The organism is Enterococcus raffinosus, from assembly GCF_019175485.1.
GTDB classification, from domain to species: domain Bacteria; phylum Bacillota; class Bacilli; order Lactobacillales; family Enterococcaceae; genus Enterococcus_A; species Enterococcus_A raffinosus.
In genome coordinates, this window is the sequence record NZ_CP072888.1 from 2,581,799 (window position 1) to 2,603,065 (window position 21,267).

Annotated in this window: 21 protein-coding genes; 5 read left to right on the forward strand and 16 right to left on the reverse strand. The window is 40.6% G+C overall.

The features are described from left to right. Positions 1-538: 538 nt before the first annotated feature. A complete protein-coding gene (locus tag J9537_RS12535) occupies positions 539-844 on the reverse strand; it encodes a hypothetical protein (protein WP_010745410.1) in 306 nt (101 codons plus the stop codon). Between the two features lie 176 nt (positions 845-1,020). Here J9537_RS12535 and J9537_RS12540 point away from each other — a divergent pair, with 176 nt between their 5' ends. The 4 genes from J9537_RS12540 to J9537_RS12555 are packed head-to-tail and all read left to right on the forward strand — an operon-like array spanning position 1,021 to position 3,875. Continuing rightward, complete coding sequence (locus J9537_RS12540) at positions 1,021-1,608, forward strand: TetR/AcrR family transcriptional regulator (protein WP_010745409.1); 588 nt, start codon at positions 1,021-1,023, stop codon at positions 1,606-1,608. Positions 1,609-1,610: 2 nt separating this feature from the next. Then, a complete protein-coding gene (locus J9537_RS12545) occupies positions 1,611-2,468 on the forward strand; it encodes an ABC transporter ATP-binding protein (RefSeq protein ID WP_010745408.1) in 858 nt (285 codons plus the stop codon). After that, positions 2,465-3,178 (forward strand): hypothetical protein, encoded by a 714-nt coding sequence (locus J9537_RS12550; protein WP_010745407.1) that lies wholly within the window; start codon positions 2,465-2,467, stop codon positions 3,176-3,178. The genes J9537_RS12545 and J9537_RS12550 overlap by 4 nt, the downstream gene beginning before the upstream one ends. Then, positions 3,162-3,875, forward strand: coding sequence for a hypothetical protein (locus tag J9537_RS12555; RefSeq protein WP_010745406.1), 714 nt, complete (start codon positions 3,162-3,164; stop codon positions 3,873-3,875). Before J9537_RS12550 ends, J9537_RS12555 begins: the two co-directional genes overlap by 17 nt. A 45-nt stretch (positions 3,876-3,920) precedes the next feature. On the opposite strand, the gene metG is transcribed toward J9537_RS12555, so the two are convergent. After that, the gene (metG, locus tag J9537_RS12560; protein WP_010745405.1) at positions 3,921-5,930 is read right to left on the reverse strand and encodes a methionine--tRNA ligase; all 2,010 of its coding nucleotides are present in this window, start codon (positions 5,928-5,930) and stop codon (positions 3,921-3,923) included. 406 nt (positions 5,931-6,336) lie between these two features. Between metG and J9537_RS12565 the strand changes: the two genes are divergently transcribed. Continuing rightward, entirely contained in the window at positions 6,337-7,398 is a 1,062-nt protein-coding gene (locus J9537_RS12565; RefSeq protein ID WP_010745404.1) for a hypothetical protein, read from the forward strand. A gap of 43 nt (positions 7,399-7,441) precedes the next feature. Here J9537_RS12565 and J9537_RS12570 read toward each other — a convergent pair whose 3' ends face one another. The 14 genes from J9537_RS12570 to J9537_RS12635 all read right to left on the reverse strand — a co-directional run bounded on the left by J9537_RS12570 (position 7,442) and on the right by J9537_RS12635 (position 20,875). Beyond that, positions 7,442-8,401: an IS30 family transposase gene (locus tag J9537_RS12570; protein WP_010744740.1), complete on the reverse strand. Its 960-nt coding sequence runs from the start codon at positions 8,399-8,401 to the stop codon at positions 7,442-7,444. A 259-nt stretch (positions 8,402-8,660) separates the two neighbouring features. Further along, the gene (locus J9537_RS12575) at positions 8,661-9,584 is read right to left on the reverse strand and encodes a dimethylarginine dimethylaminohydrolase family protein (protein ID WP_010745403.1); all 924 of its coding nucleotides are present in this window, start codon (positions 9,582-9,584) and stop codon (positions 8,661-8,663) included. A 146-nt stretch (positions 9,585-9,730) separates the two neighbouring features. Further along, positions 9,731-10,471, reverse strand: coding sequence for a helix-turn-helix domain-containing protein (locus tag J9537_RS12580; protein WP_010745402.1), 741 nt, complete (start codon positions 10,469-10,471; stop codon positions 9,731-9,733). A gap of 130 nt (positions 10,472-10,601) precedes the next feature. Next, positions 10,602-11,015, reverse strand: coding sequence for a hypothetical protein (locus tag J9537_RS12585; RefSeq protein ID WP_141741207.1), 414 nt, complete (start codon positions 11,013-11,015; stop codon positions 10,602-10,604). A gap of 104 nt (positions 11,016-11,119) precedes the next feature. Beyond that, positions 11,120-11,464 carry a DUF2200 domain-containing protein gene (locus J9537_RS12590; protein WP_010745400.1) on the reverse strand — a complete coding sequence of 115 codons (345 nt, stop codon included), beginning with the start codon at positions 11,462-11,464 and terminating at the stop codon, positions 11,120-11,122. Between the two features lie 16 nt (positions 11,465-11,480). Then, positions 11,481-11,996 carry a helix-turn-helix domain-containing protein gene (locus tag J9537_RS12595; protein WP_010745399.1) on the reverse strand — a complete coding sequence of 172 codons (516 nt, stop codon included), beginning with the start codon at positions 11,994-11,996 and terminating at the stop codon, positions 11,481-11,483. Between the two features lie 102 nt (positions 11,997-12,098). Beyond that, on the reverse strand, positions 12,099-13,274 hold the full coding sequence (locus J9537_RS12600) for an NAD(P)-dependent malic enzyme (protein ID WP_196805505.1): 1,176 nt from the start codon (positions 13,272-13,274) through the stop codon (positions 12,099-12,101). Beyond that, positions 13,255-14,637, reverse strand: coding sequence for a class II fumarate hydratase (gene fumC, locus J9537_RS12605; protein WP_010745397.1), 1,383 nt, complete (start codon positions 14,635-14,637; stop codon positions 13,255-13,257). Before fumC ends, J9537_RS12600 begins: the two co-directional genes overlap by 20 nt. A 604-nt stretch (positions 14,638-15,241) precedes the next feature. Beyond that, complete coding sequence (gene dtd / locus J9537_RS12610) at positions 15,242-15,688, reverse strand: D-aminoacyl-tRNA deacylase (protein WP_010745396.1); 447 nt, start codon at positions 15,686-15,688, stop codon at positions 15,242-15,244. A 17-nt stretch (positions 15,689-15,705) separates the two neighbouring features. Continuing rightward, positions 15,706-17,913 (reverse strand): RelA/SpoT family protein, encoded by a 2,208-nt coding sequence (locus tag J9537_RS12615; protein WP_010745395.1) that lies wholly within the window; start codon positions 17,911-17,913, stop codon positions 15,706-15,708. 73 nt (positions 17,914-17,986) lie between these two features. Beyond that, the gene (locus J9537_RS12620) at positions 17,987-18,730 is read right to left on the reverse strand and encodes a 16S rRNA (uracil(1498)-N(3))-methyltransferase (RefSeq protein ID WP_010745394.1); all 744 of its coding nucleotides are present in this window, start codon (positions 18,728-18,730) and stop codon (positions 17,987-17,989) included. Position 18,731: 1 nt separating this feature from the next. Continuing rightward, positions 18,732-19,679: a 50S ribosomal protein L11 methyltransferase gene (prmA, locus tag J9537_RS12625; protein ID WP_010745393.1), complete on the reverse strand. Its 948-nt coding sequence runs from the start codon at positions 19,677-19,679 to the stop codon at positions 18,732-18,734. Between the two features lie 91 nt (positions 19,680-19,770). Then, the gene (locus J9537_RS12630) at positions 19,771-20,247 is read right to left on the reverse strand and encodes a DUF3013 family protein (RefSeq protein WP_010745392.1); all 477 of its coding nucleotides are present in this window, start codon (positions 20,245-20,247) and stop codon (positions 19,771-19,773) included. Between the two features lies 1 nt (position 20,248). Next, complete coding sequence (locus tag J9537_RS12635) at positions 20,249-20,875, reverse strand: DNA-3-methyladenine glycosylase (protein WP_010745391.1); 627 nt, start codon at positions 20,873-20,875, stop codon at positions 20,249-20,251. Positions 20,876-21,267: the final 392 nt, after the last annotated feature.

Below are 21,267 nucleotides of genomic sequence, written 5' to 3' on the forward strand. Positions count from 1 at the left end.
AAAAAAGGTCCTAACCCCTTATTACTTAAGTAGTAAGGGGTTAGGACCTCTAAAATGAACGATAGCCCGCTCAATCAAGAGCGGGCTATCTAACTAATCAATATTTATTATTCTAAAGTTGAGGGTGTTGACTATTACTAAAAATTAACTATTTCTCGTTTAAACGATGTATTCCCAAATCCTTCTAATACATCCTTGTAACCCTATAGTTACGCCAGTTTGATTAAATTTCATTAAAATGAGTTAAAGTGTCGCATAAAAATATTTTTCGTATTAAGTTACTATAACACACTTTTTTACGAATGAAAAATAGCCAAAGGGGATACTAACTAATTCTTTTCAATTATTTAATAATCTTATCGGTATAAAATTTTCCATTTGAGCTCAACCCTGTTCGGAAAAATCAACATTCGCATCTACACCAGAAAATGCTGCTTGTAACGGTGGCAGCTCCACCATTCGAAACTCCATGGCTATCGGTATCCCTCCATTTTGACACTCAGCAGTTTCTTTATTCAATCGCCAAAGGATAGCTCTTCTAAAAATTAGAGAAAACGACATCATTGATACCAAAATAATTTAATCCGTATAGAAACAGCACGATAGCATTTATTAGAAAAGAAAGAAGAATGACGGCATAACGAATCGTTAGATAGGGATATCCTGCTGGACGAAAGCTCGTCAGCTTTTTCCCGTGATAACCAATCGTAATGAAAAGTAGAAGAACCGTCACTATTCCCTGAAAGATCAACCCTAACAAATAAAATATGGAACCTCCATTGTTCAATTGTAGAAAATAGCCTCCTAGGGTCAGTGTATCTATTAAAATTGCGATAAATGGCATAAAATCACCTCTTCTTAATCTTCATATTTTTATTCTACTATCAAAAGCTTAGCACAAAGAATTTTTACAACAGAATAACTTGCTTGCTCCAATACTTATTGACAGATGATACAGGACAAGCTATATTTATATGACCATATATTTTTTTTAGTCATATAAATAGATAGGAGAACTGTATGCCAAAATTTAGCTCTCAAGAAAAGCAAACGATCACCGAGAGATTGCTTCATGTTGCTGAGAAACTTTTTTGTGAGTATGGACTTAAGAAAGTAACCATTGAAGAGATTGCCAAAGCTTCCCTAATCGCAAAAGGCTCTTTTTATACCTTTTATCCCAGCAAAGAAGAACTCTATTTCGAGCTTTTGGTTAATTGTCAAAAGGACATGTGGAGACAATTAGATGCTTATCTATCAGAAAATCGCTCCTTATCGCCAAAAGAGTTGGTTAAAAAGACAGTGATGTTTCTGTTTGAACTGATGAATCAATACCCTTTGATTCAAAAAACGGATAGCGAGACTATGGCGATATTGTTCCGAAAACTCCCTCCAGAAGTCATAGAACATCATTCCAATGAAGATGCTGAAGTATTACAGCTTTTGAGTAATTATGGTGTACGTTTCACTCAACCAATCGAGGTTGTTACAAAGGCGTTTCAAGCCCTTTATGGCGTGATCGTTCTGTTAGAAGAGGAAAAAGAAGCGCTGCGAATGCAAGTATTGTCTGTTATGATAAACGGTCTGGTGAATGAACTAGTGGAGGAATAGTTATGATCCGAGTTAAAAATCTTTTTTATCAGTATCCAAAGAATAATCAAGATACCTTGAAGCAAATCAATTTCGATGTCAAAAAAGGGGAAATTTTTGGATTTTTGGGTCCTTCCGGTGCTGGGAAAAGTACTTTGCAGAAAATTTTGACCGGCACCTTGACTGATTATCGAGGGGAAGTGACTGTCATGGATAGCTCACTGAAGCGGCTTTCCGAAGATTACTATAACAAAATCGGTGTGGACTTCGAGTTCCCCAATTTTTATGGTAAATTCACTGCTTTAGAAAATCTAACCTATTTTTCTTCTTTATATCAACAAGAATCATTAGATCCTCAACCGCTGCTAAGTCGAATGAATTTATGGGAGGATGCTCGAAAGCCCGTCGCACGTTTTTCCAAAGGAATGAAAACGCGTCTCGGATTTATTCGCTGTTTGCTGCACAAGCCTGATCTACTCTTCTTAGATGAACCGACCAGTGGTTTAGACCCGTCAAATGCTCGAATCCTAAAAGACATGATCAAAGAGCTACAGGAAGCAGGAAAGACGATCATCCTTACCACACATAATATGCACGACGCTGAAGAACTCTGCGACCGCGTTGCTTTCATCGTTGATGGCGAAATTCGGGCCTTAGATTCACCAAAAGCTTTTCGACACTCCGTTCAGGAAAATAAGGTCCGTTATACGTTCCTTAATCAGCAAAATAATGAAGAACAACGGACGCTACCTGTAAATGAGCTATATTCCGACCCTCATTTTCAAGCAATGTCCAAAGCAAAAAAAGTGATCCGCGTTCATTCCATCGAACAAAGTTTGGAGGATGTTTTTATTTCTTTGACAGGAAGGCGGCTGCAATGAGATTCCTTTTGACTACTAAACAAGATATGCAGTATCAAATGCGGTATGGTTTTTATTTTATCTACGGTATTCTTACGCTTTTTTATGTTCTTATACTCAGTCAAATCAATGATCCTGTACTGAGAAGTTTGACTGGCTCATTGATTATTCTCGGTGATCCAGCTGTCTTAGGGTACTTCTTTATTGGTGGAATATGGCTGCTTGAACAAGAAGAAGACCTGCACAGTTATATGGCAATCTCTCCTTTAAAGGGCTATGAATATGTATTAGGAAAGATGCTCTCTTTAGGACTTGTTTCTACTTGTTCTGCAACAATCATTGCTGCAATCACTATGTCCTGGATCAATCCCTTTGCTTTAGCAGGAATTGTGTTTATTTCCTCCGGCTTTTTCACATTGGTGGGATTGCTACTGGCTACCTTCGCCAAAACCGTCAACAGTTATTTGATGCTTAGCGTTCCACCAGCCTTGTTGCTTTTGACTCCAGGAATAGCCTCATTGTTCGGAATTGCTCTTCCTTTTGCGGAATTTTTACCGGGAACAATGGTCTTAAAATTAATTCAGTACCTATTTGGTAAGTTCCATGAGCCGTTTCTTTTCAAGATTTTTGGGCTCTCAATTTGGACAGGTGTCTTATTTGTACTAGTAGTTCATCGTGTCACCTCAAAGATCAATCCTTCAAGGAGGAATAGCTATGCGCGCCACTCTTAAAGTTTTTTTTATTGGTTTTCGAGTGATGTTACGTGACCCGATTATGCTGGTATTGATTCCGGCTCCTTTTCTAGTGGGAGCTACCTTTCACTTTTTCTTGCCAATAGTGAATCAGTTTCTAGTTCAACAGTTCTCTATAGCCATTAACAACTATTATGCTCTAACTGATGGGCTGATGTTACTACTAGCACCTACGCTATTAACTATATCCAGTGCCTTCCTGCTGCTAGAAGAATGCGATGAGGGGATTAGTGGCTATTATCAAGTCACTCCTTCTGGTCGGCTGCATTATTTGATGGCGAGAATTGGGATACCGGCTCTTTGGGGGTTCATTAACAGTATTCTTTTAGGAATAGTGTTTACTCTCTCCTCCCTTACTTTTCTCTCACTCTTTGCCATTTCCTTTATTGCTTCATTGTTTAGTTGCGCCGTTGCTATGATGGTTGTCGCTTTTGCAGCGAACCGAGTAGAAGGTTTGGCGATTTCCAAGCTCACCGGAATAACTATGATTGGGCTGCTAATTCCATGGTTTATTTTTGATTCATGGCGTTGGTTCCTTGGGGTTCTTCCAACTTATTGGTTAGGGCAACTAACACGAGAAGACCTTTTTGGCGTTTCCTTCTTAGCAGGAGTGTTTACCAGCTTCCTTTGGATTGCATTATTCACTAGAAAATTTCTGACAAAATTGAGCGCATAAAAAGGTCGAAACTCATCCTTCTGAGTTTCGACCTTCTTCTATTTTCTATCCAACAACCGCGCCATTCGGCATATCTGCGGGTGCTTCTACCACTTTCAAGGTACCATCTGGGGCTTCAGCAGAAAGGATCATCCCTTGGCTGATTTCTCCACGCATTTTACGTGGTTTTAAATTGGCTACAATGATCAGTTTCTTGCCGACCAAGCTCTCTGGATCTGCGTAATATTCAGCAATTCCCGATAAAATTTGGCGGTCTTGTTTGTCTCCTGCGTCCAAACGGAACTGTAACAGCTTGTCGGCGCCTTCGACTTTTTTACATTCCATGACTTCTGCCACTTTTAGCTCGACTTTATCAAATACATCAAATTTAATTTCTTTATCCTTCACAGAAACCAACTCTGTTTCTTCTGGATTCCATTTGATTTTTTCTTCTTCAGGTTTGCTGCCTTCAGACATTTTCTCTTTGATATAAGCCACTTCTTCCTCCATGTCTAAACGAGGGAAGATTGGTTTACCTTTTGGTGTAACCTTTGTATTTTCTGGGAATTCGCCAAAATGAATGTTTTCTAAATTCATCATGTCCACATTCAAGCCTAATTGTTCAAAAATACGTTTTGGTGTTTGAGTCATGATTGGCTGCAATAGAATAGCTACGATTCGCAGACTTTCCGCTAAGTGAACCATGACACTGTCTAGTTCTGCTTTGCGTTCTTCGTCTTTTGCTAAGACCCAAGGCTCCGTCTCATCGATGTATTTATTCGCACGAGAAACCAACGTCCAAACCTCTGCCAACGCGTTGTTGAACTCCATTTTGTCCATTGATTCACGGTAACGGCTAACAACATTCGCTGCTGTCGTTGACAGCTCGCTGTCAAAATCAGTTACTAGCGATTTATACGCGGGTACAACGCCATCACAATACTTGTTGATCATGGCAACTGTCCGGTTCAACAGATTTCCTAAATCATTGGCTAGATCATAATTCACTCGCGCAACAAAATCCTCCGGTGTGAATACGCCATCGGAACCGAATGGGATCGCTCTTAATAGATAATAACGAACCGCATCCAAGCCATAACGTTCGACTAACATTTCAGGGTACACGACGTTCCCTTTTGATTTAGACATTTTTCCGTCTTTCATCATCAACCAGCCATGCCCATAGATTTTTTTTGGTAATGGCAATTCTAACGCCATCAGCATGATTGGCCAATAAATCGTATGGAAACGGACGATTTCTTTACCGACCATTTGAACATCTGCTGGCCAGTATTTTTGGAATAGGCTGTCATCATCAGAACCATAACCTAAGGCGGTGATGTAGTTTGATAAGGCATCAATCCATACATAAACCACGTGTTCAGGATTCGCGTTGACTGGGATTCCCCATTTGAAGGTTGTCCGTGATACCGCTAAATCTTCCAAACCTGGCTTGATGAAGTTATTGATCATTTCATTTTTACGAGATTCCGGTTGAATAAATTCAGGATGCTCTTCGTAGTATTCCAATAGACGATCTGCGTATTTGCTCATGCGGAAGAAATAAGATTCCTCGCGAACCAATTCAACTTCATGCCCGCTTGGCGCTTTCCCGCCAATTACATTGCCTTCTTCGTCGCGATACACTTCTTCCAGCTGAGTTTCAGTGAAATACTCTTCATCAGATACTGAATACCAGCCCTCGTATTCGCCAAGATAGATATCGCCTTGCTCCAACAATTGATCAAAGATTTTTTTGACCGCCGCTTGATGGTAGTCATCTGTCGTCCGAATAAATTTGTCGTAGCTGATATCCAACGTCTTCCATAATTTCTTGATGTCCGTCGCCATCTTGTCCACATATTCCTGTGGATTTACGCCAAGTTCATCGGCTTTCTTTTCAATTTTTTGTCCGTGCTCATCGACCCCAGTCAAATAAAACACATCAAAGCCCATCATGCGTTTGTAGCGAGCAATCGCATCACAGGCAATCGTTGTATAAGAATTCCCAATGTGCAGTTTGCCACTTGGATAATAAATAGGCGTAGTAATATAAAATGTTTCTTTCTCTGCCATGAGGCTCCTCCTTTAAAAATAGATTCCTACGTAGTATACCACAAAAGCTAATAGCTTTTAATAAATGGATTGCTACTTGTTGGTCAATTATTTATCTATCAAAACTTCAGAAAAGTATCCGCTAACCGTTTGACATCAATTTTTTATAAAAAAATATGGAAACAGCCTTCATCTCGAACACAAACCAGTTTAATGATAAGTAAAACGCAAAATATCCACTGTTACACATATCCTAAATATCGTTCTTTTATCATTTCTATACGCAAAAAATCTCCTTTTTCTTTACCCAATTATAATTTTTATAAAATTAATTTTGGTTATTTTTAGCCATGTTTTAGGTGTATCATGGAAGAGAAGAAACAATCGAAAACTGACCAATATTTTTAGTCAAAAGGAGAGAACACTTATGCCAACGAAACCATTGAGCCAAATCGCACTTTTCAAAATGCACAGGGAGAACCTTCAGAAGAGAATAGTGAAATTTTATGATGAATCACAGGACGCGGATTCTGTTATTCAATACCTTATTGCCGTGCTGATTCGCCAATGCTTGTGCATCAGTGATTTCTCAGATTTTTGCAGTGAATTAGTCCGAGAAATCTTTCTTTCGGCCGAGCCGTCAGATATGTTGCGGAAGGCTTGTCCCTTGTTCCGTGGCTATTTCAGCAGCGGCAAAGAGTGGGAACAGGTCACTCGCCGTTTATATAAAAATAGAAATGAATACCATCGCTACAACAACCGACTGAGCGATTGCAAGAAATATATCTTTAGTAAAACAACCCCGATAGAAGAGACCGATGGGCAGCAATATAAAATCATCTCCACCTTTGAAGACGCTGTTGGCAAGCTGCATACATGGAGTCTGCAGGATGCCGATAAACATTCCTCTTCCATCAAGATCGATGCGGTCTTGGAACTAATGTCTACGTTAACGATCTTTGAAAAGGATGGGATTCGCCGGTTTGTAAAGCTGGAAAACTCCGATATCATGAACTGCACCCGCTATCCTAAAATCAGAAAAGGCGAAGTATTGAAGGAAATAGAAGCAGAGACTCAACCAAAAGCAGAAATGACAGCGCTGACAAAAGTTGATGTTAATACGATGTCAGAACAGGAAAAACTTGAATTCGTGAAGCAGCTTTTACCAGAAGGCATCGTCTTAACCGACACACGAATGGCACAGTTAGAGCAGGAAAAAGAAGAGAATAGTGCACCAGATACGGAAAGTTCCGCAGTCTCGACCAACGACCAAGCTAACGGAGCAAGCCAGGCAGCAGTGAAGGAACCACCAGCCAAGAAGAAATCCTCGATGCCAAGGCCGATGGCTCTCTCAGCTGAAAAATCCCCTTCTATGAACTATAAGAAACCAAAAAGCGCGAAGCAAAAGAAACGAGAAAAAAATGATGAATTGATGAAGCGGACGAAAGAGGGGAAAAGGAATTCGAGGAAACGAAAGAAGCGGAAATAATACACGGTTAGTGATCTGAGGAATTTTTTAAATGTCTGATTTGTCAAATTAAGCTAGACAATACCTCATCATTCATGCAGCTCAAGAATACCTCCAGCGGTGTTCGATAGTTTAATGATTTTCTTGGGATATGATTTCTCTTTGAAGCAACCGATTGAATAAAGACTTCATCTGTTTCTCTGAAGTCCATTGCTTTAGTTAGGCCATCTCTTCGTAGCAAGCCATTTGAGTGCTCATTTAACCCTCGTTGTGAAGGGGTTCCTGGATCTGCAAAGAAGATGGCGATATCATTTTTATTACTAATAGATTGCCAGTTAGAAAACTCTTTTCCACAATCAAACGTCAGCGATTGAAACAGATGTTTAGGTAGGGATTTGAACCAATCATTTAACCTGTTTTCGATATCTTCTGCCCGTCTGCCTGAAGGTTTCAAAGTGATGATTACTTTTGACAAACATTCAACTAACGTGATAACAGCGCTCTTGTGCTTAACACCCACAATAGTGTCGCCTTCAAGGTGTCCAAATTCCTTGGACAGGCGTGGATAGATTCTGTTTCGTTCATGAATCGTTCTGCGAAAAGCTTGTTTTCCACGTCTTTCTCGATGACCGTTTGGTTTACGCTTTCCTTTCATGGGCAAGGACTGGGCATCAAAAACACCGTTTTTAAACATTCTATAGAGTGTACGAACAGAGCAATCAAGAGGGAACTCTCCGCGACCAACAATCACATCAGGCGTCCATCCTTGAGCCACCATTTTTTGAACAAAGTTTGATTGTTTCTCAGATAAAACGGTTGAACGGCGTCCACAGCGGGATTTATTCTGTTTGTATTGTCGGTAATAATCGAGCGCATTCTTTCCTTGTTTGAGAAAGGAATAAACATTATAGATCGTTTGTCTTGAACGATTTAATCGTCGCGCGACAAGGGTGACAGGTTCCTCGATGTTGAAATAAGACTCTATCAAAACCAGTTCGTCTGTTGTAAGATGGGTATAGGTCATTTGTACTCACTCCTTATAATTCTTTGGTCGGAACTATTTTGAGTGTAGCACAAGTGACTTTTTAGTTGTCTAGCTTAATTTTACAATCGGCGATGGAAAAAACGACATCGGCTTGATGCTTATTTGTCTTGCAAAAAAATGGCACAACTATTGTTAAATCGTTCTTTATATAAACAAAAAGGCAGCCTATCCCCACCAGCATAGTTGCGGTAGGGATGGACTGCCATAAGTTTAAAAAAATTACCTTGTCACTGTTTCCTTATTCTCGTTTTAAGGGGAAGGTCATGCAGTGGATACCACCACCTAATTTCAATGACTCTGTGATGTCTAATTCAAATACTTCGATCCCTCTTTTTCTCATTTCTTTATTTAATTCTTTATTTTGGGCTAAGGAGACCACTCTTTTGTCACCGATAGCTTGAACATTGTATCCGTGGTGGAAAATCTCTGCTTCTCCTCCAGAAATTAATTCTATCCCTAATTTTTCTAACAGTTCAAGAAAATCTGCTGGCAGCCCTTCTTTATAGCCGATAGCAATATCAGGTGTTACCAAATTGAAGCACATATCCAAATGTAGGTATGCGGGCTCCGTTTGCACGGCATGAACGGAATAACCTAGTGGCTCTAATAATTCACGAATTTGCATGACCCCACCCATATTTGTCCGATCTGCTATGCCCACAGCGATCGTCTTTTCATTTAAAAAAGCAAAGTCACCACCTTCAAACGTACCCTCTCCAGTGATTTGTCCAATCATCGGGACTCCAGCAGTCTCCATAGACTTTTGAAAGAAACTGGTTTCTTGTTTTCGAATTGCGTGCTTAAACTTGCCCAATATATAGCCTTCTCTTACACAGCCGCCAAGATCCCGGGCAAACATCGCATGAGGCTTCTCCCCTGTTGTCTCTACAACCGTCACCTCAATACCAAGCTTCTCGTACAGTTTTTGCAATCGGAGAAATTCTTGTTGGATCAATGTTTCATCGATTTGCTTTAAATCCCATTTTTTAGCAATTTCATTGATTTGCTCTGCTTTATTAACATGTTTAGGTTTAGATAAAAGAACTTTTTTTAATCTGCCGGTACCATTCTTTACATACATGTCTTCACCCAATTCCCTTTCAGTTGATTTTTGCTGCATGCCTTTTTTAGCTTGATTTACTTCTTGCCGTTTATTAATCATCCTATCTCCACTATAACGAATTATAAAAATAAATTCACGGGTCCCTCTTTGTTTTGCTAATCGACCCAATTAATTATTCTTATATGATTGACAAATCAGTAGCCCCCTCACAGTAAAGTTGTGAGGGGGCTGTCTGTCTTTCAAAATTAACGAATAATTTGCTTCCGTTTCTCGATTGTCTTAGCAATCAATGTCTCATAGTCCTTTTGATGCTCTTTAAGATACGTTTCAACTTTATCCGTTTTAGCTTGAGACCATTTAGGATTTTTTTCTAACAACCGACCATTTTTATCGATCTTCGTTGTCACAGTTAAATTATTTGATGAATCAGAAATAACCGTCTCGTAAGAATTATCATCTTGCACGTCTACAACAATATTGTTCTTTCGAGCAATTACATTAATCTTGTCCTCGCGTAAAGGAAATCCCCGCACCACTACAGGCATAACATAAGTCCAATATGAGACATCTGTTTCTTTTAACTCATATTGATTACGATCCATTCGATAGTTACTTTCTGACGAGTTCGTCCACCCATTTTCACTGAGATTCCTTCGATAGCGGCTTTCATCCATGCGCAGCTTTTGATTGTAGCCTAAATAACCAACCATTAGTACTGCAATAATCCCTAGGATAATTTTGTAAATCTTGTTCATTTTAATTTTTTTCGAAACGTTCTTTGTCATTTCTTTGTCCTCCCTCAGCAATTGATCAAGAGAGATACCGAACAAATCACTAATTGCAACAATCGTATCTAAGTCTGGATAATTTCTGCCAACCTCCCAGCTGGAGACTGCCGAACGGGAAACATTCAAGAGCTCAGCCAATTGCTCTTGTGTCCATTCTTTTTTTAATCGCTGCTCTTTAATCTTATCGCCGATTTTCAATTGGTATCGCCTCCTACTTCGAGTATCCTGATAAATGGTTGAAAAAGGTAGCCACTGTATGTAGCACGAGTAATTTTTTTTACGACACGTATCGTATCATGCTGTTAGAACAAGGTTTTGACAGTTTTTTTTAGCCTATAACTCTATTTTTCATACGACTTTGTTGTCTTAATGACTTAACATTCGGAGAAAACATCGAACCAATCAAAAAGATTCCTGAAGCTATTGGGCCATATAATTCTTTTTTTGTTTGATAATGATTTTTAGAGGTTGAAATACGATAAGGTTTATTTTTTTGAAAATAAATATATACTCGTTCGCCTTCTTCTCGTTTTGAACCTTTAAATGCTACACCGTAATTATTTTCTGGAAAGTTGATCGTCTGTACTCCTTTTTCAATATGGATAGTTCCTAGTGTTCGCCCTTTTTCACTTGTAATAAATTCTTTCTCCATCTGCCAATTACTATAAAAAATGAAGAACATAAAGAAACCAAATACGATGACAACTATTCGACTAGTAGTTTTAAACATCTGTCTTTCCACTCTACCTTCATCCTAACTTTAACTTTTGTTTTTCTATTCTATCATCCCTACATTAGATAAAGAAGGTTATAAAAAAAACGAGCCTACTAGACTCGTTATCACTTCTATTTACGTAAGATTTTCTCCATCTTTTTCCCCTTAGCCAGTTCATCCACCAGCTTATCAAGGTAACGGATTTTTTGCATTAATGGATCTTCAATCTCTTCCACCCGATAGCCGCAAATTACACCTTTAATCAATCCAACATTTTCATTCAGTTGAGGAACCTCCGCAAAAAAGGTTTCCATATCACCCCCGCTATCGATCTGTTTCTGTAATCCTTGTTCATCATAGCCTGTCAACCAATAAATAACCTGATCAAGTTCTTCCTTGCTTCGTCCTTTTTTCTCAACCTTTTGGATATACATTGGATAAATCGAGGAAAAGCTCATTTTGAATACTTTACTCATTTCGTGGTCCCCATTTCTATATAAAATATAATACGAGTAAAAAGATACAGGTAATCACGACCATCCCTATCCCCACAACTTTCACTTGTTTCATTTCTTTGTAAAATTTGTCCTCTTTGTTTTTCAATCTGGCAATTTTCCATTTAAATGCAAACAACGTTATCAAATTGGTCAATGAAGCAGCTATGATAAAATATAGTATGCCGCTATGAACGATTTTTGCTGGCAGGTACACCATCAGAATCAAAATGATTCCGGTCAACACAGGCCCCACATAGTAAAGACCCGCTATATTTGCAAGCTCTTCTTTTCGTTGAATTTCATTTACCACAGCCGAATCTTCGACTAATAGATCAGCCAAGGAAACTTGAAAGACTTTTGATAAATGCAGCACACTTTCTATATCAGGAAGTGTCCTACCTGTTTCCCAATTTGAGATGGTCCGTTTTGATACTAGGATTTTATCGGCTAATTGCTCCTGTGTCCATTTAGCCGCTTGACGTTCTATTTTGATTCGTTGGCCAATTTCCATTTGATCACCTTCTATAGCTGGATTTATTGCTTCCAAACTACTCTACCAATTGAAAATTGTCGATAGAAAGTTCTTTCCACCCTTGATAGAGCAAGGATTTTACTATCGTGTCACACCATCTTCTCTGGCAGCTTCCGCGACCTTCATGGTTATCAAATCCACCACACTTTTATCAAAAGCAGATGGGATAATGTAATCTGACGTTAATTCTGAATACGGAATCGAATCAGCAATGGCATGAGCACAAGCCAATTTCATACGTGGAGTGATTCTTTTCGCTTCAGCAGTAAAGGTGCCACGGAATAAGCCGGGAAAAGCTAAGACATTATTGATTTGATTGGGAAAATCAGAGCGTCCTGTGCCCACTACAGAAGCACCGCCAGCGATTGCTTCTGCATACGTAATTTCCGGTTCAGGATTCGCCATAGGAAAGACAATATTGCCATCATTCATCGAAGCAACCATTTCTTTTGTTACTAGATTCGGTGCGGAAACACCGATAAAGACATCCGAACCGACAAAGGCTTCTGCCATCGTGCCAGTAAAATCTTTTTGCGTAATCAGCTCTAAGATTTCTTTTTCAACGAATGTTGCATTGGTCATTTGGTCATTTAAGGCGCCATCCTTGTTAAAGGCAATAATATGTTTTACACCAAGATCAACCAGCATATGAATGATCGCACTACCGGCCGCCCCTGTTCCTGAAATCACTACCTTTAAATCCTTAGCGTCTTTTTTAACGAGCTTTAATGCATTAATCAAGGCTGCGGTCACTACCACAGCGGTACCATGCTGGTCATCATGAAAGACGGGAATGTCTAGCGCGTCAATCAAAGCACGTTCAATTTCCACACAACGAGGAGCGCTGATATCTTCTAAATTGATTCCGCCAAATGTCGGTGCCATCGCTTTAACAATTTGAATGATTTCCTGTGGATCTTTCGTATCCAGACAAATCGGCACCGCATCAATATCAGCAAATTCCTTGAAGAGTAACGCTTTTCCTTCCATTACAGGCAAAGCCGCTTCTGGTCCAATATCCCCTAAACCCAAAACAGCTGTTCCATCTGTCACTACTGCGACGCTGTTGCTTTTCCAAGTATAGTCATAGGCTTTCTTTTTATCCTCAGCGATTTTTCGACAAGGCTCTGCAACCCCTGGTGTATAGGCTAAAGACAAATCCTCTTTGTTTTGTACTTTTGCTCGGCTCGTTACTTCGATCTTTCCGCGCCATTTTTTATGGGCGGCCAATGCGTCATCATAAATAGTCAATGTCATTCTCTCCAATCATTTTTTCTGGACGAACCCAGGCTTCATACTCTTCTTCCGATACATAGCCTAATGCTAAGGCTGATTCCTTTAGTGTTGTTCCTTCATTGAAGGCTTTTTTCGCAATTTCTGCTCCCTTGTCATAACCAATATGCGTATTTAACGCGGTTACCAGCATTAATGATCGCTCTAGTAATTCAGCCATCCGTTCCTCATTTACAACGAGTCCCTTCAAGCAGTTCTCACTAAATGAATGGAGCGCGTCTGTTAATAAGCGAACACTTTGCAGCAAATCAAAAGCAATCAGCGGCAAATAGACATTCAACTCAAAATTCCCCTGAGAAGCGGCAACACCGATAGTCGTGTCATTCCCCATCACTTGAACGGCAACCATCGCTAATGCTTCACATTGGGTCGGATTAACTTTTCCTGGCATAATCGAGCTGCCGGGTTCATTAGCCGGTAAAGTAATCTCCCCTAAACCGCTGCGTGGTCCGCTTGCTAACCAGCGAATATCATTGGCCATCTTCATGCAATTCGCCGCTAACGCCTTTAAGGCGCCGCTGACAAACACTACAGCGTCGCGATTTGCTAAAGCATGGAACTTATTAGACTCACTGATAAAATGAATCCCTGTTTCTTCTTTTAGCGCTTCGATGAAGGCTTCTTCATACGCTTTTGAGGCGTTCAGGCCCGTTCCTACAGCTGTTCCACCGATGGCTAGCTGACGAAGCTCAGCTAGACTATTGATCAACATGTTTTCGTTATGCTCTAAGGCAGCACGCCAGCCACTAATCTCTTGAGCAAAGGTTACTGGTGTTGCGTCCTGCAGATGTGTCCGTCCAATTTTGATCACATGTTTGTTTTTTTCTTCCAATTCTTCCAGTATAGCAATCATTTCATGAATAGCTGGTAAAAGATTTTTCTCAATCGCAAAAGTCCCTGCAATATGCAGAGCGGTGGGGAAAACATCGTTAGAGCTTTGGGACATATTCACATCGTCATTAGGATGAATCGCTAAATCTTTTTGACTCGCTAAATGAGCAATGACTTCGTTGGCGTTCATATTGCTTTGAGTCCCGCTGCCCGTTTGCCAAACTACTAATGGGAACTCATCCCAGTGCTCTCCCTTTAATAACAAGTTAGCTGCATGTTGGATAGCTAATGCCTTTTCTGCTGCTAATTTCCCCGTTCGTTGATTGGCCGTCGCTGCCATTTTTTTGACTAGTACTAAAGCATGCAATAATTCCGGCGGCATTTTTTCTCCGCCAATTTTAAAATTTTGACGGCTTCGTTCGGTTTGTGCCCCCCACCAAGCCTCTTTTGGCACTTCAATCGAGCCCATTGAATCCTGTTCTGTCCTCGTTTCCATCAATTCGACACTCCTATTTTGAATCATTTTGTTCAATTATCGCTTATTTCTTCTAGAAAAGGTAGAGGAAACTCCACTTTACTCCCTTCCTTTTTCTGGAATATTCGGAAAATGACCTTATTTACGTTTACAGACAATCCAATCACACAATTCGAAAAATGTTCACCTTTCAAAGGTTTGCTTCCTTTCATGCTTTAAAAACTGCAAAAAGCAGAACTGACAGCTAGCTCACTGGTTAAGAAATAACTCGCAGCTAGCTCACTGGTAGGGTATTCCTTTTTCTGGAGCCCGTAGAAAAAGGAGTTTATCTTCGTACGCATACGATTCAACTAAACATCTTGTAAGATGTTTACATTTAATCATTTAAATTGATCTCATACTTTAAAAACTGCGAAAAGTTGGACTCGCAGCTAGCTCTGATCAAGGTAGACATTTTTCTAGAAAACAGAAAAATGAGTTTATTTTCGCTTCGCATATCATTCTGCTAAACATTTCGAGCTAGAATTCTCTTTTAATTAATATATTGTCTCTAATCGTTTAAAAACTACAAAAAGCAGAACTGAAAAAAAAGTACAAAAGTCTTCTGACTTTTGTACTTTACTTGTTACTTATCTCTTGTATCGAAAAGAATGGTGATTGGACCATCGTTGACTAATGCGACATCCATGTCGCCGCCGAATTCTCCAGTTTCTACTGTTAATCCTGCTTGGCGTAATCCGTCATTGAAATACTCATATAATGGTATCGCGGTTTCTGGACGAGCCGCTTTTATAAAGCTTGGTCGATTGCCTTTTTTAGTATCCGCATATAAAGTAAACTGTGACACACTCAGCACACTGCCGCCGACATCCTGCAGAGACTGATTCATTTTTCCTTCTTCATCTTCGAATACACGTAATAGTGGAATTTTCCGAATCAGATAATCTGCATCTGCTTTTGTATCTTCTTCGTGGATACCTAGGAGAATCATAAATCCACGATCAATTTTGCCTACGATCTTTTCATCAATCGTCACGCTTGCTTCACTCACTCGTTGAATAACTGCTCGCATAAAAGCCTCCTTGTTCTCTAGCCCTTCGTCCGTTTCACACTGTAAACATCCGGTATTGTCTTGACCTTATCAACAATTGAATACAAATGATTCAAGTTTTGAATTTTAAAGGTCAAATTAATCACCGCCAAACGATCCTTCGTGGGTTTCGCTTCAACACTGACTAATTTCTTTGTCATACCACTAACAATGTTCAAGACATCATTCAATAGACCATCACGATTAAAGCCATAAATTTCTAAATCCGCATTGTATTCTTGAACAGAATTGGTTGTATCTTCCCATTCCACTTCAATCAGCCGTTGCTGGATATCTTTTTGCTTCGTAATATTTGGACAGTCTGTCCGGTGGATCGAAATCCCGCGACCTTTCGTGATATAGCCAACGATGCTATCTCCAGGAACTGGATTACAGCAATGACTGATGCGAATCAATAAATTGTCGATCCCTTGAATGACGATGCCGCCCTCATGACGAACTTTGATTTTTTCTGGTTCTTTGGGATTATTGACCATTTCGTCAACGGCATCCCGTTGTTTTTGTTTCATTTGTTCACGGCGTTCTTTCTCCGTCAAACGATTGGCAAAGGTTAACGCACTCATTTCACCAAAACCGATCGCCGCATACAGGTCTTCTTCGCTATGGAAGTTGAATTTGTCCAAGACATCCGCAAGCTTGTCTTTAGTCAGCATTTCCTTCGGTACAAATCCAAGATCATTGATGCACTTAACCACCGCATCATGGCCCTTCGTGACATTTTCTTCCCGGTCCTGTGTTTTGAAGAAGCGCTTGATTTTATTTTTCGCTTTGCTGGTTTTGACTAAATTCAACCAGTCGCGACTTGGGCCAAAGGAATTGGCTGAAGTCATAATCTCGATGATGTCACCATTCTTCAGTTTATAGTCCAGCTGTACCATCTTGCCATTTACTTTGGCACCGGTCGTTTTATTGCCGACATCGGTATGGATACTATACGCAAAATCCAAGGGGCCAGAGCCTTTTGGTAGCTCCGTGACATCACCCTTCGGTGTAAATACATATACTTTGTCGCTGAAGATATCGCCTTTGACGCTTTCCATAAATTCGGAAGCATCGTAGCTTTCGTCCTGGAGCTCAATAATTTCTCGGAACCAGTCTAACTGTTTGTTATCCTGTGTTGCTTCAGTCTTATCTGTCTTGCCTTCTTTATATGCCCAGTGAGCTGCAACCCCGAATTCGGCGATTTGATGCATTTCATGCGTTCGAATCTGCACTTCTACCGGATTGCCGCTTGGTCCAATGATGGTCGTATGCAAGGATTGATACATATTCGCTTTAGGCATCGCGATATAATCCTTGAAACGTCCTGGCATTGGTTTCCATTTTGTATGAATCGCTCCTAAAACTGCGTAACAGTCCTTGATGGAATCAACAATGACACGAATAGCTAACAAATCATAGATTTCGTCAAATTGTTTCTTTTGATCCCGCATTTTGCGATAAATAGAATAGATATGTTTTGGACGACCGTAGATATCCCCTTCGATCCCCAGTTCCTGTGTCGCTTCCTTGATCTCATTAACGGCTTCCTCTACGAAGGCTTCGCGCTCATCACGCTTGCTGCGCATTAAATGAACGATACGGTAATATTGCTTAGGATTCAGATACCGCAGCGCAGTGTCTTCCAATTCCCACTTGATCCGGCTCATCCCTAAACGATCAGCCAGCGGTGCGTAGATTTCTAAGGTTTCACGAGCGATCCGACGCTGCTTATCATCCCGCAAATATTTTAACGTCCGCATATTGTGTAAACGGTCCGCCAGCTTAACCATGATGACGCGCAAATCCTGCGCCATCGCCAACAGCATTTTACGGTGATTTTCTGCTAATTGTTCTTCATGTGATTTATATTTGATTTTCCCTAATTTAGTGACGCCATCAACTAATGAGGCTACATCTTCACCGAATTCGACTTTCAAATCCTCTAAAGTAACCGGTGTATCTTCTACCACATCGTGTAAAAAGCCTGTCGCCACCGTGTGAGGGTCCATATGTAGATCAGCCAAGATCCCCGCTACTTGAATCGGATGGATGATATAGGGCTCTCCTGATTTGCGAATTTGAGGCTTATGAGCTTCATAAGCAAAGTCGTAAGCCTTTTGTACAAACGCCACGTGCTCTTTTCCCATGTACGTACTAACCATCCTGATGACGTCAGGACCGGTCAATTCAACTTCTTTTGCCATGTGACGTTCCCCCTTTATTTTCTGAAAATGATTGTTCTTATTATACAAACTCTAGTAAGCTTTTTCAATCAAATCAATGTTGCAATTCAAAATAGAAGCTCGCCGCGCTCAAAAGATAAAAAGGTGCTGTTTCTGTCCGTAAAATTCGTGGGCCTAAGCCGCAGAGTTTCGCTCCGGCTGCTTGGAATTTTTCGATTTCCTTCGGTGTCAATCCGCCTTCTGGACCGAAAACAACCAGCAATTTTTCACCAGCTGTCATCTGTTGAAAAGTCTGAACTAATTGCGCCTGCTCACCTTGTTTGGCGGATTCTTCATAAGCGATCAGAACCGCTTCATATTCAGAAAAGCTAGCAATCAGTTCCTTTTCTGAAGCAAATCGAACCGTAGGCAACACTTGGCGATGGGATTGCTCCGCTGCTTCTTGTGCGATCTTGTTTAAACGCTGCTGTTTTTTCTTTTGCTTCTTCGTGTCCCACTTTGCCACCGAGCTTTCTCCCGGGAAAGCGACAAAATCATGAGCACCAAGCTCCGTTCCCTTTTGTACGATCAATTCCAATTTTTCACCTTTGGGAAATCCGCTGGCGACCGTAATTTGAATAGGAAGCTCTCGTTGCATTTTTTCTTTCTCAACTTCTTCTAGTCGCACGTGATCACTATCAATCGCGACAATCTTTGCTTTGATAGCTGTTTGATCGTTAAAAACGAGAAATACCTGATCATCTACGGACATCCGCATCACCCGAGACATATGATGATGGGGCTCTCCACTGATTTCGACGATTGATTGATAGGCTTGATCAATAAAATAGCGCTGCATCTCAGTCTTCCTCTGGCTTCTTCAAGATGATGGCGAACCAATCTTTTTGTTGGAAGATTCGATCTACTTCAAAGCCTTGTGCATACATTTCTTCCAGTACCATATCTTTTTTATCTTCAATGATCCCCGAAACGATCAACGTTCCCTCTGGCTTCAATAAGCGCCAAGCATCTTCCACCATCAAAACAATGATATCCGCTAAGATATTCGCGACGATCACATCTGCCTCTTGCTCTACCCCAACCAATAAATCATTGGCAGAGACATGGATATTTTCTGTATTCGCATTTAGATCCACATTTTCCTGTGCGGAACGAACCGCTACCTCATCTAAATCATAGGCATAAATATCTTTTGCTCCATATAGCGAGCTGGCGATACTCAATACACCAGAGCCTGTTCCAACATCTAGGACTGTTTCCCCGCCTCGCAGGACCGTCTCCAATGCCTGCAAGGTTAGATTCGTCGTCGGATGCGTCCCCGTTCCGAAAGCCATCCCTGGATCTAAGGTAATGATTTTTTCGTCTTCATGTTTGGGTTCGTATTTTTCCCAGCTTGGTACGATCGTTAAATAGCGCGTGACACGAACAGGATGATAATATTTCTTCCAAGCTGTTGCCCAGTCGCTTTCTTCCACTTCGCTGACTTCCACGATATTTTCACCAATGTTTAAGCCGAACTCTGGCAATTCGGTGATACTGTCCTTAATAAATGGCAGAATTTCCGGTAAGAAGATTGTTTCTGGGAAATAGGCCATGACTACTGCGCCTTCTTCTAAGCTTGAGAATGTTTCTTTATCTAAAAGTTCGCCATACTGATCTTCTTGATAGTTCTCAAAGTCCAATGCATCTTCGATCGCTACACCAGATGCGCCAGCCTCCATTAAAATATTCGAGACCGCCTCGACTGCCTCGCTTTCCGTTGTTACTTTGACTTCATTCCATTTCATGTTGATCGCCCCTCCTAGTTCATGGTCCTCACTTGTTTATTTTTTCTCACGAATCACGCCTTTCTAATATAGAAAGAAGACGTGGAACATTTTAATAGCTTGGGTACGGCAGGTAACTGCTGTCTGTTGGTTTGATTGACGCCTTGAATACCGCCTCATCCCACGTCATTTCAAAAATCGCGTCTTCACTATCATCCGCCAAAAAGTCTAACAAGTCACTCTGGCCCTCTTCGATCACATCTTTCAAATAGTCCACTACAGCCGTTAGTTCGTTTTTCTTCATGCCTTTTTTGCCTTCATAAGGAATCACGGCTAAAAAGTCTTCCGAATCATAAACTGATTTCTCAGGATCAACCAGCAAAATCGCGTCTTCAAATTCGATAATCTCTTCCTCAGAGGCTACGCCATCCACATCATCGATCTCAATCTGTCCTTTATTTTCTCCATAAATACGAAAAGCAATTTCAAAGCTGCGGTTCCGAGTATCCCAGTCTAACGCCAGCTCATAATCGGGAATCTTTTTGTTCAAATAACTGTCTAAATAAGTAATCATGGTTTCTTTTGCCATTTTACTTCCTCCATCCATTGTTTTCTTCTATTGAAGCTTTGCGCTGATTGGTTATGTACGGATTGCCATGGACAACATAGCGCAATGGGCGTTCTGTCCAAATCCCCTTATTAGGAATCCCAATTCGAGGCAATGCATCAATTTGTTTGGGAATCCGGCGTTTCTCTGGAAGCAAATGCAACGGACTGGTAAAAATTGATTCCCCGTATAATTCTTTGGTAATTCCTAGCGCCTCGACCAGCTTTCCTGGTCCATCCGAAATCGCCGATCCTCTGCGTCCATGACGATTTGAAATCATCTGCTCGATTCCTTCTGCTGGCTCAATCCCGCGAATCATCACCCCTTGAGGCATTCCTACAGGCTGTGTGATCATATTCAAAATCAAATGGGTATGCATGGTGTATAAATAAATCGTCCCTGGTTTTTCGTACATGGCTCGCACCCGTGGTGTATCACGCATCCCATAACTATGCGCCGCTTCATCATCTGGACCAAGATACGCCTCACAGTCAACGATATAGCCAGCTAATTTCCCAGCAGGTGTCTCATGCTCTAAATACATTCCCAATAAATACTGGGCGATATTTTCAGTCGATTCCGTATTAAAACAATTGATTAATTGCTCCATTTTTCTCACCTTCTACATGATACACAATAATCCAGCCGCATGCTACGCTCAGCGATCAAAACTCAGCAAACACAAAGGAAAAATGTTATAATCAGAACATACATTTGCCAGTTCAACTTTTCGCAGTTCGATATAGAACAAAGGAAATTCATTTCTTAACTGTATAAACAAAGAGCACTGTATAGTTGAATGGTACGCGTGGTGAAAATCAGATTCATTTTTCACGGGTTTTGAAAAATGATTCCCTTTTTTTGAACTAGCTGCCAGTTCAACTTTTCGCAGTTTGATATAGAACAAAGGAAATTCATTTCTTAACTGTATAAACAAAGAGCGCTGTTTAGTTGGATGGTACGCGCAGTGAAAATCAGATTCATTTTTCACGGGTTTTGAAA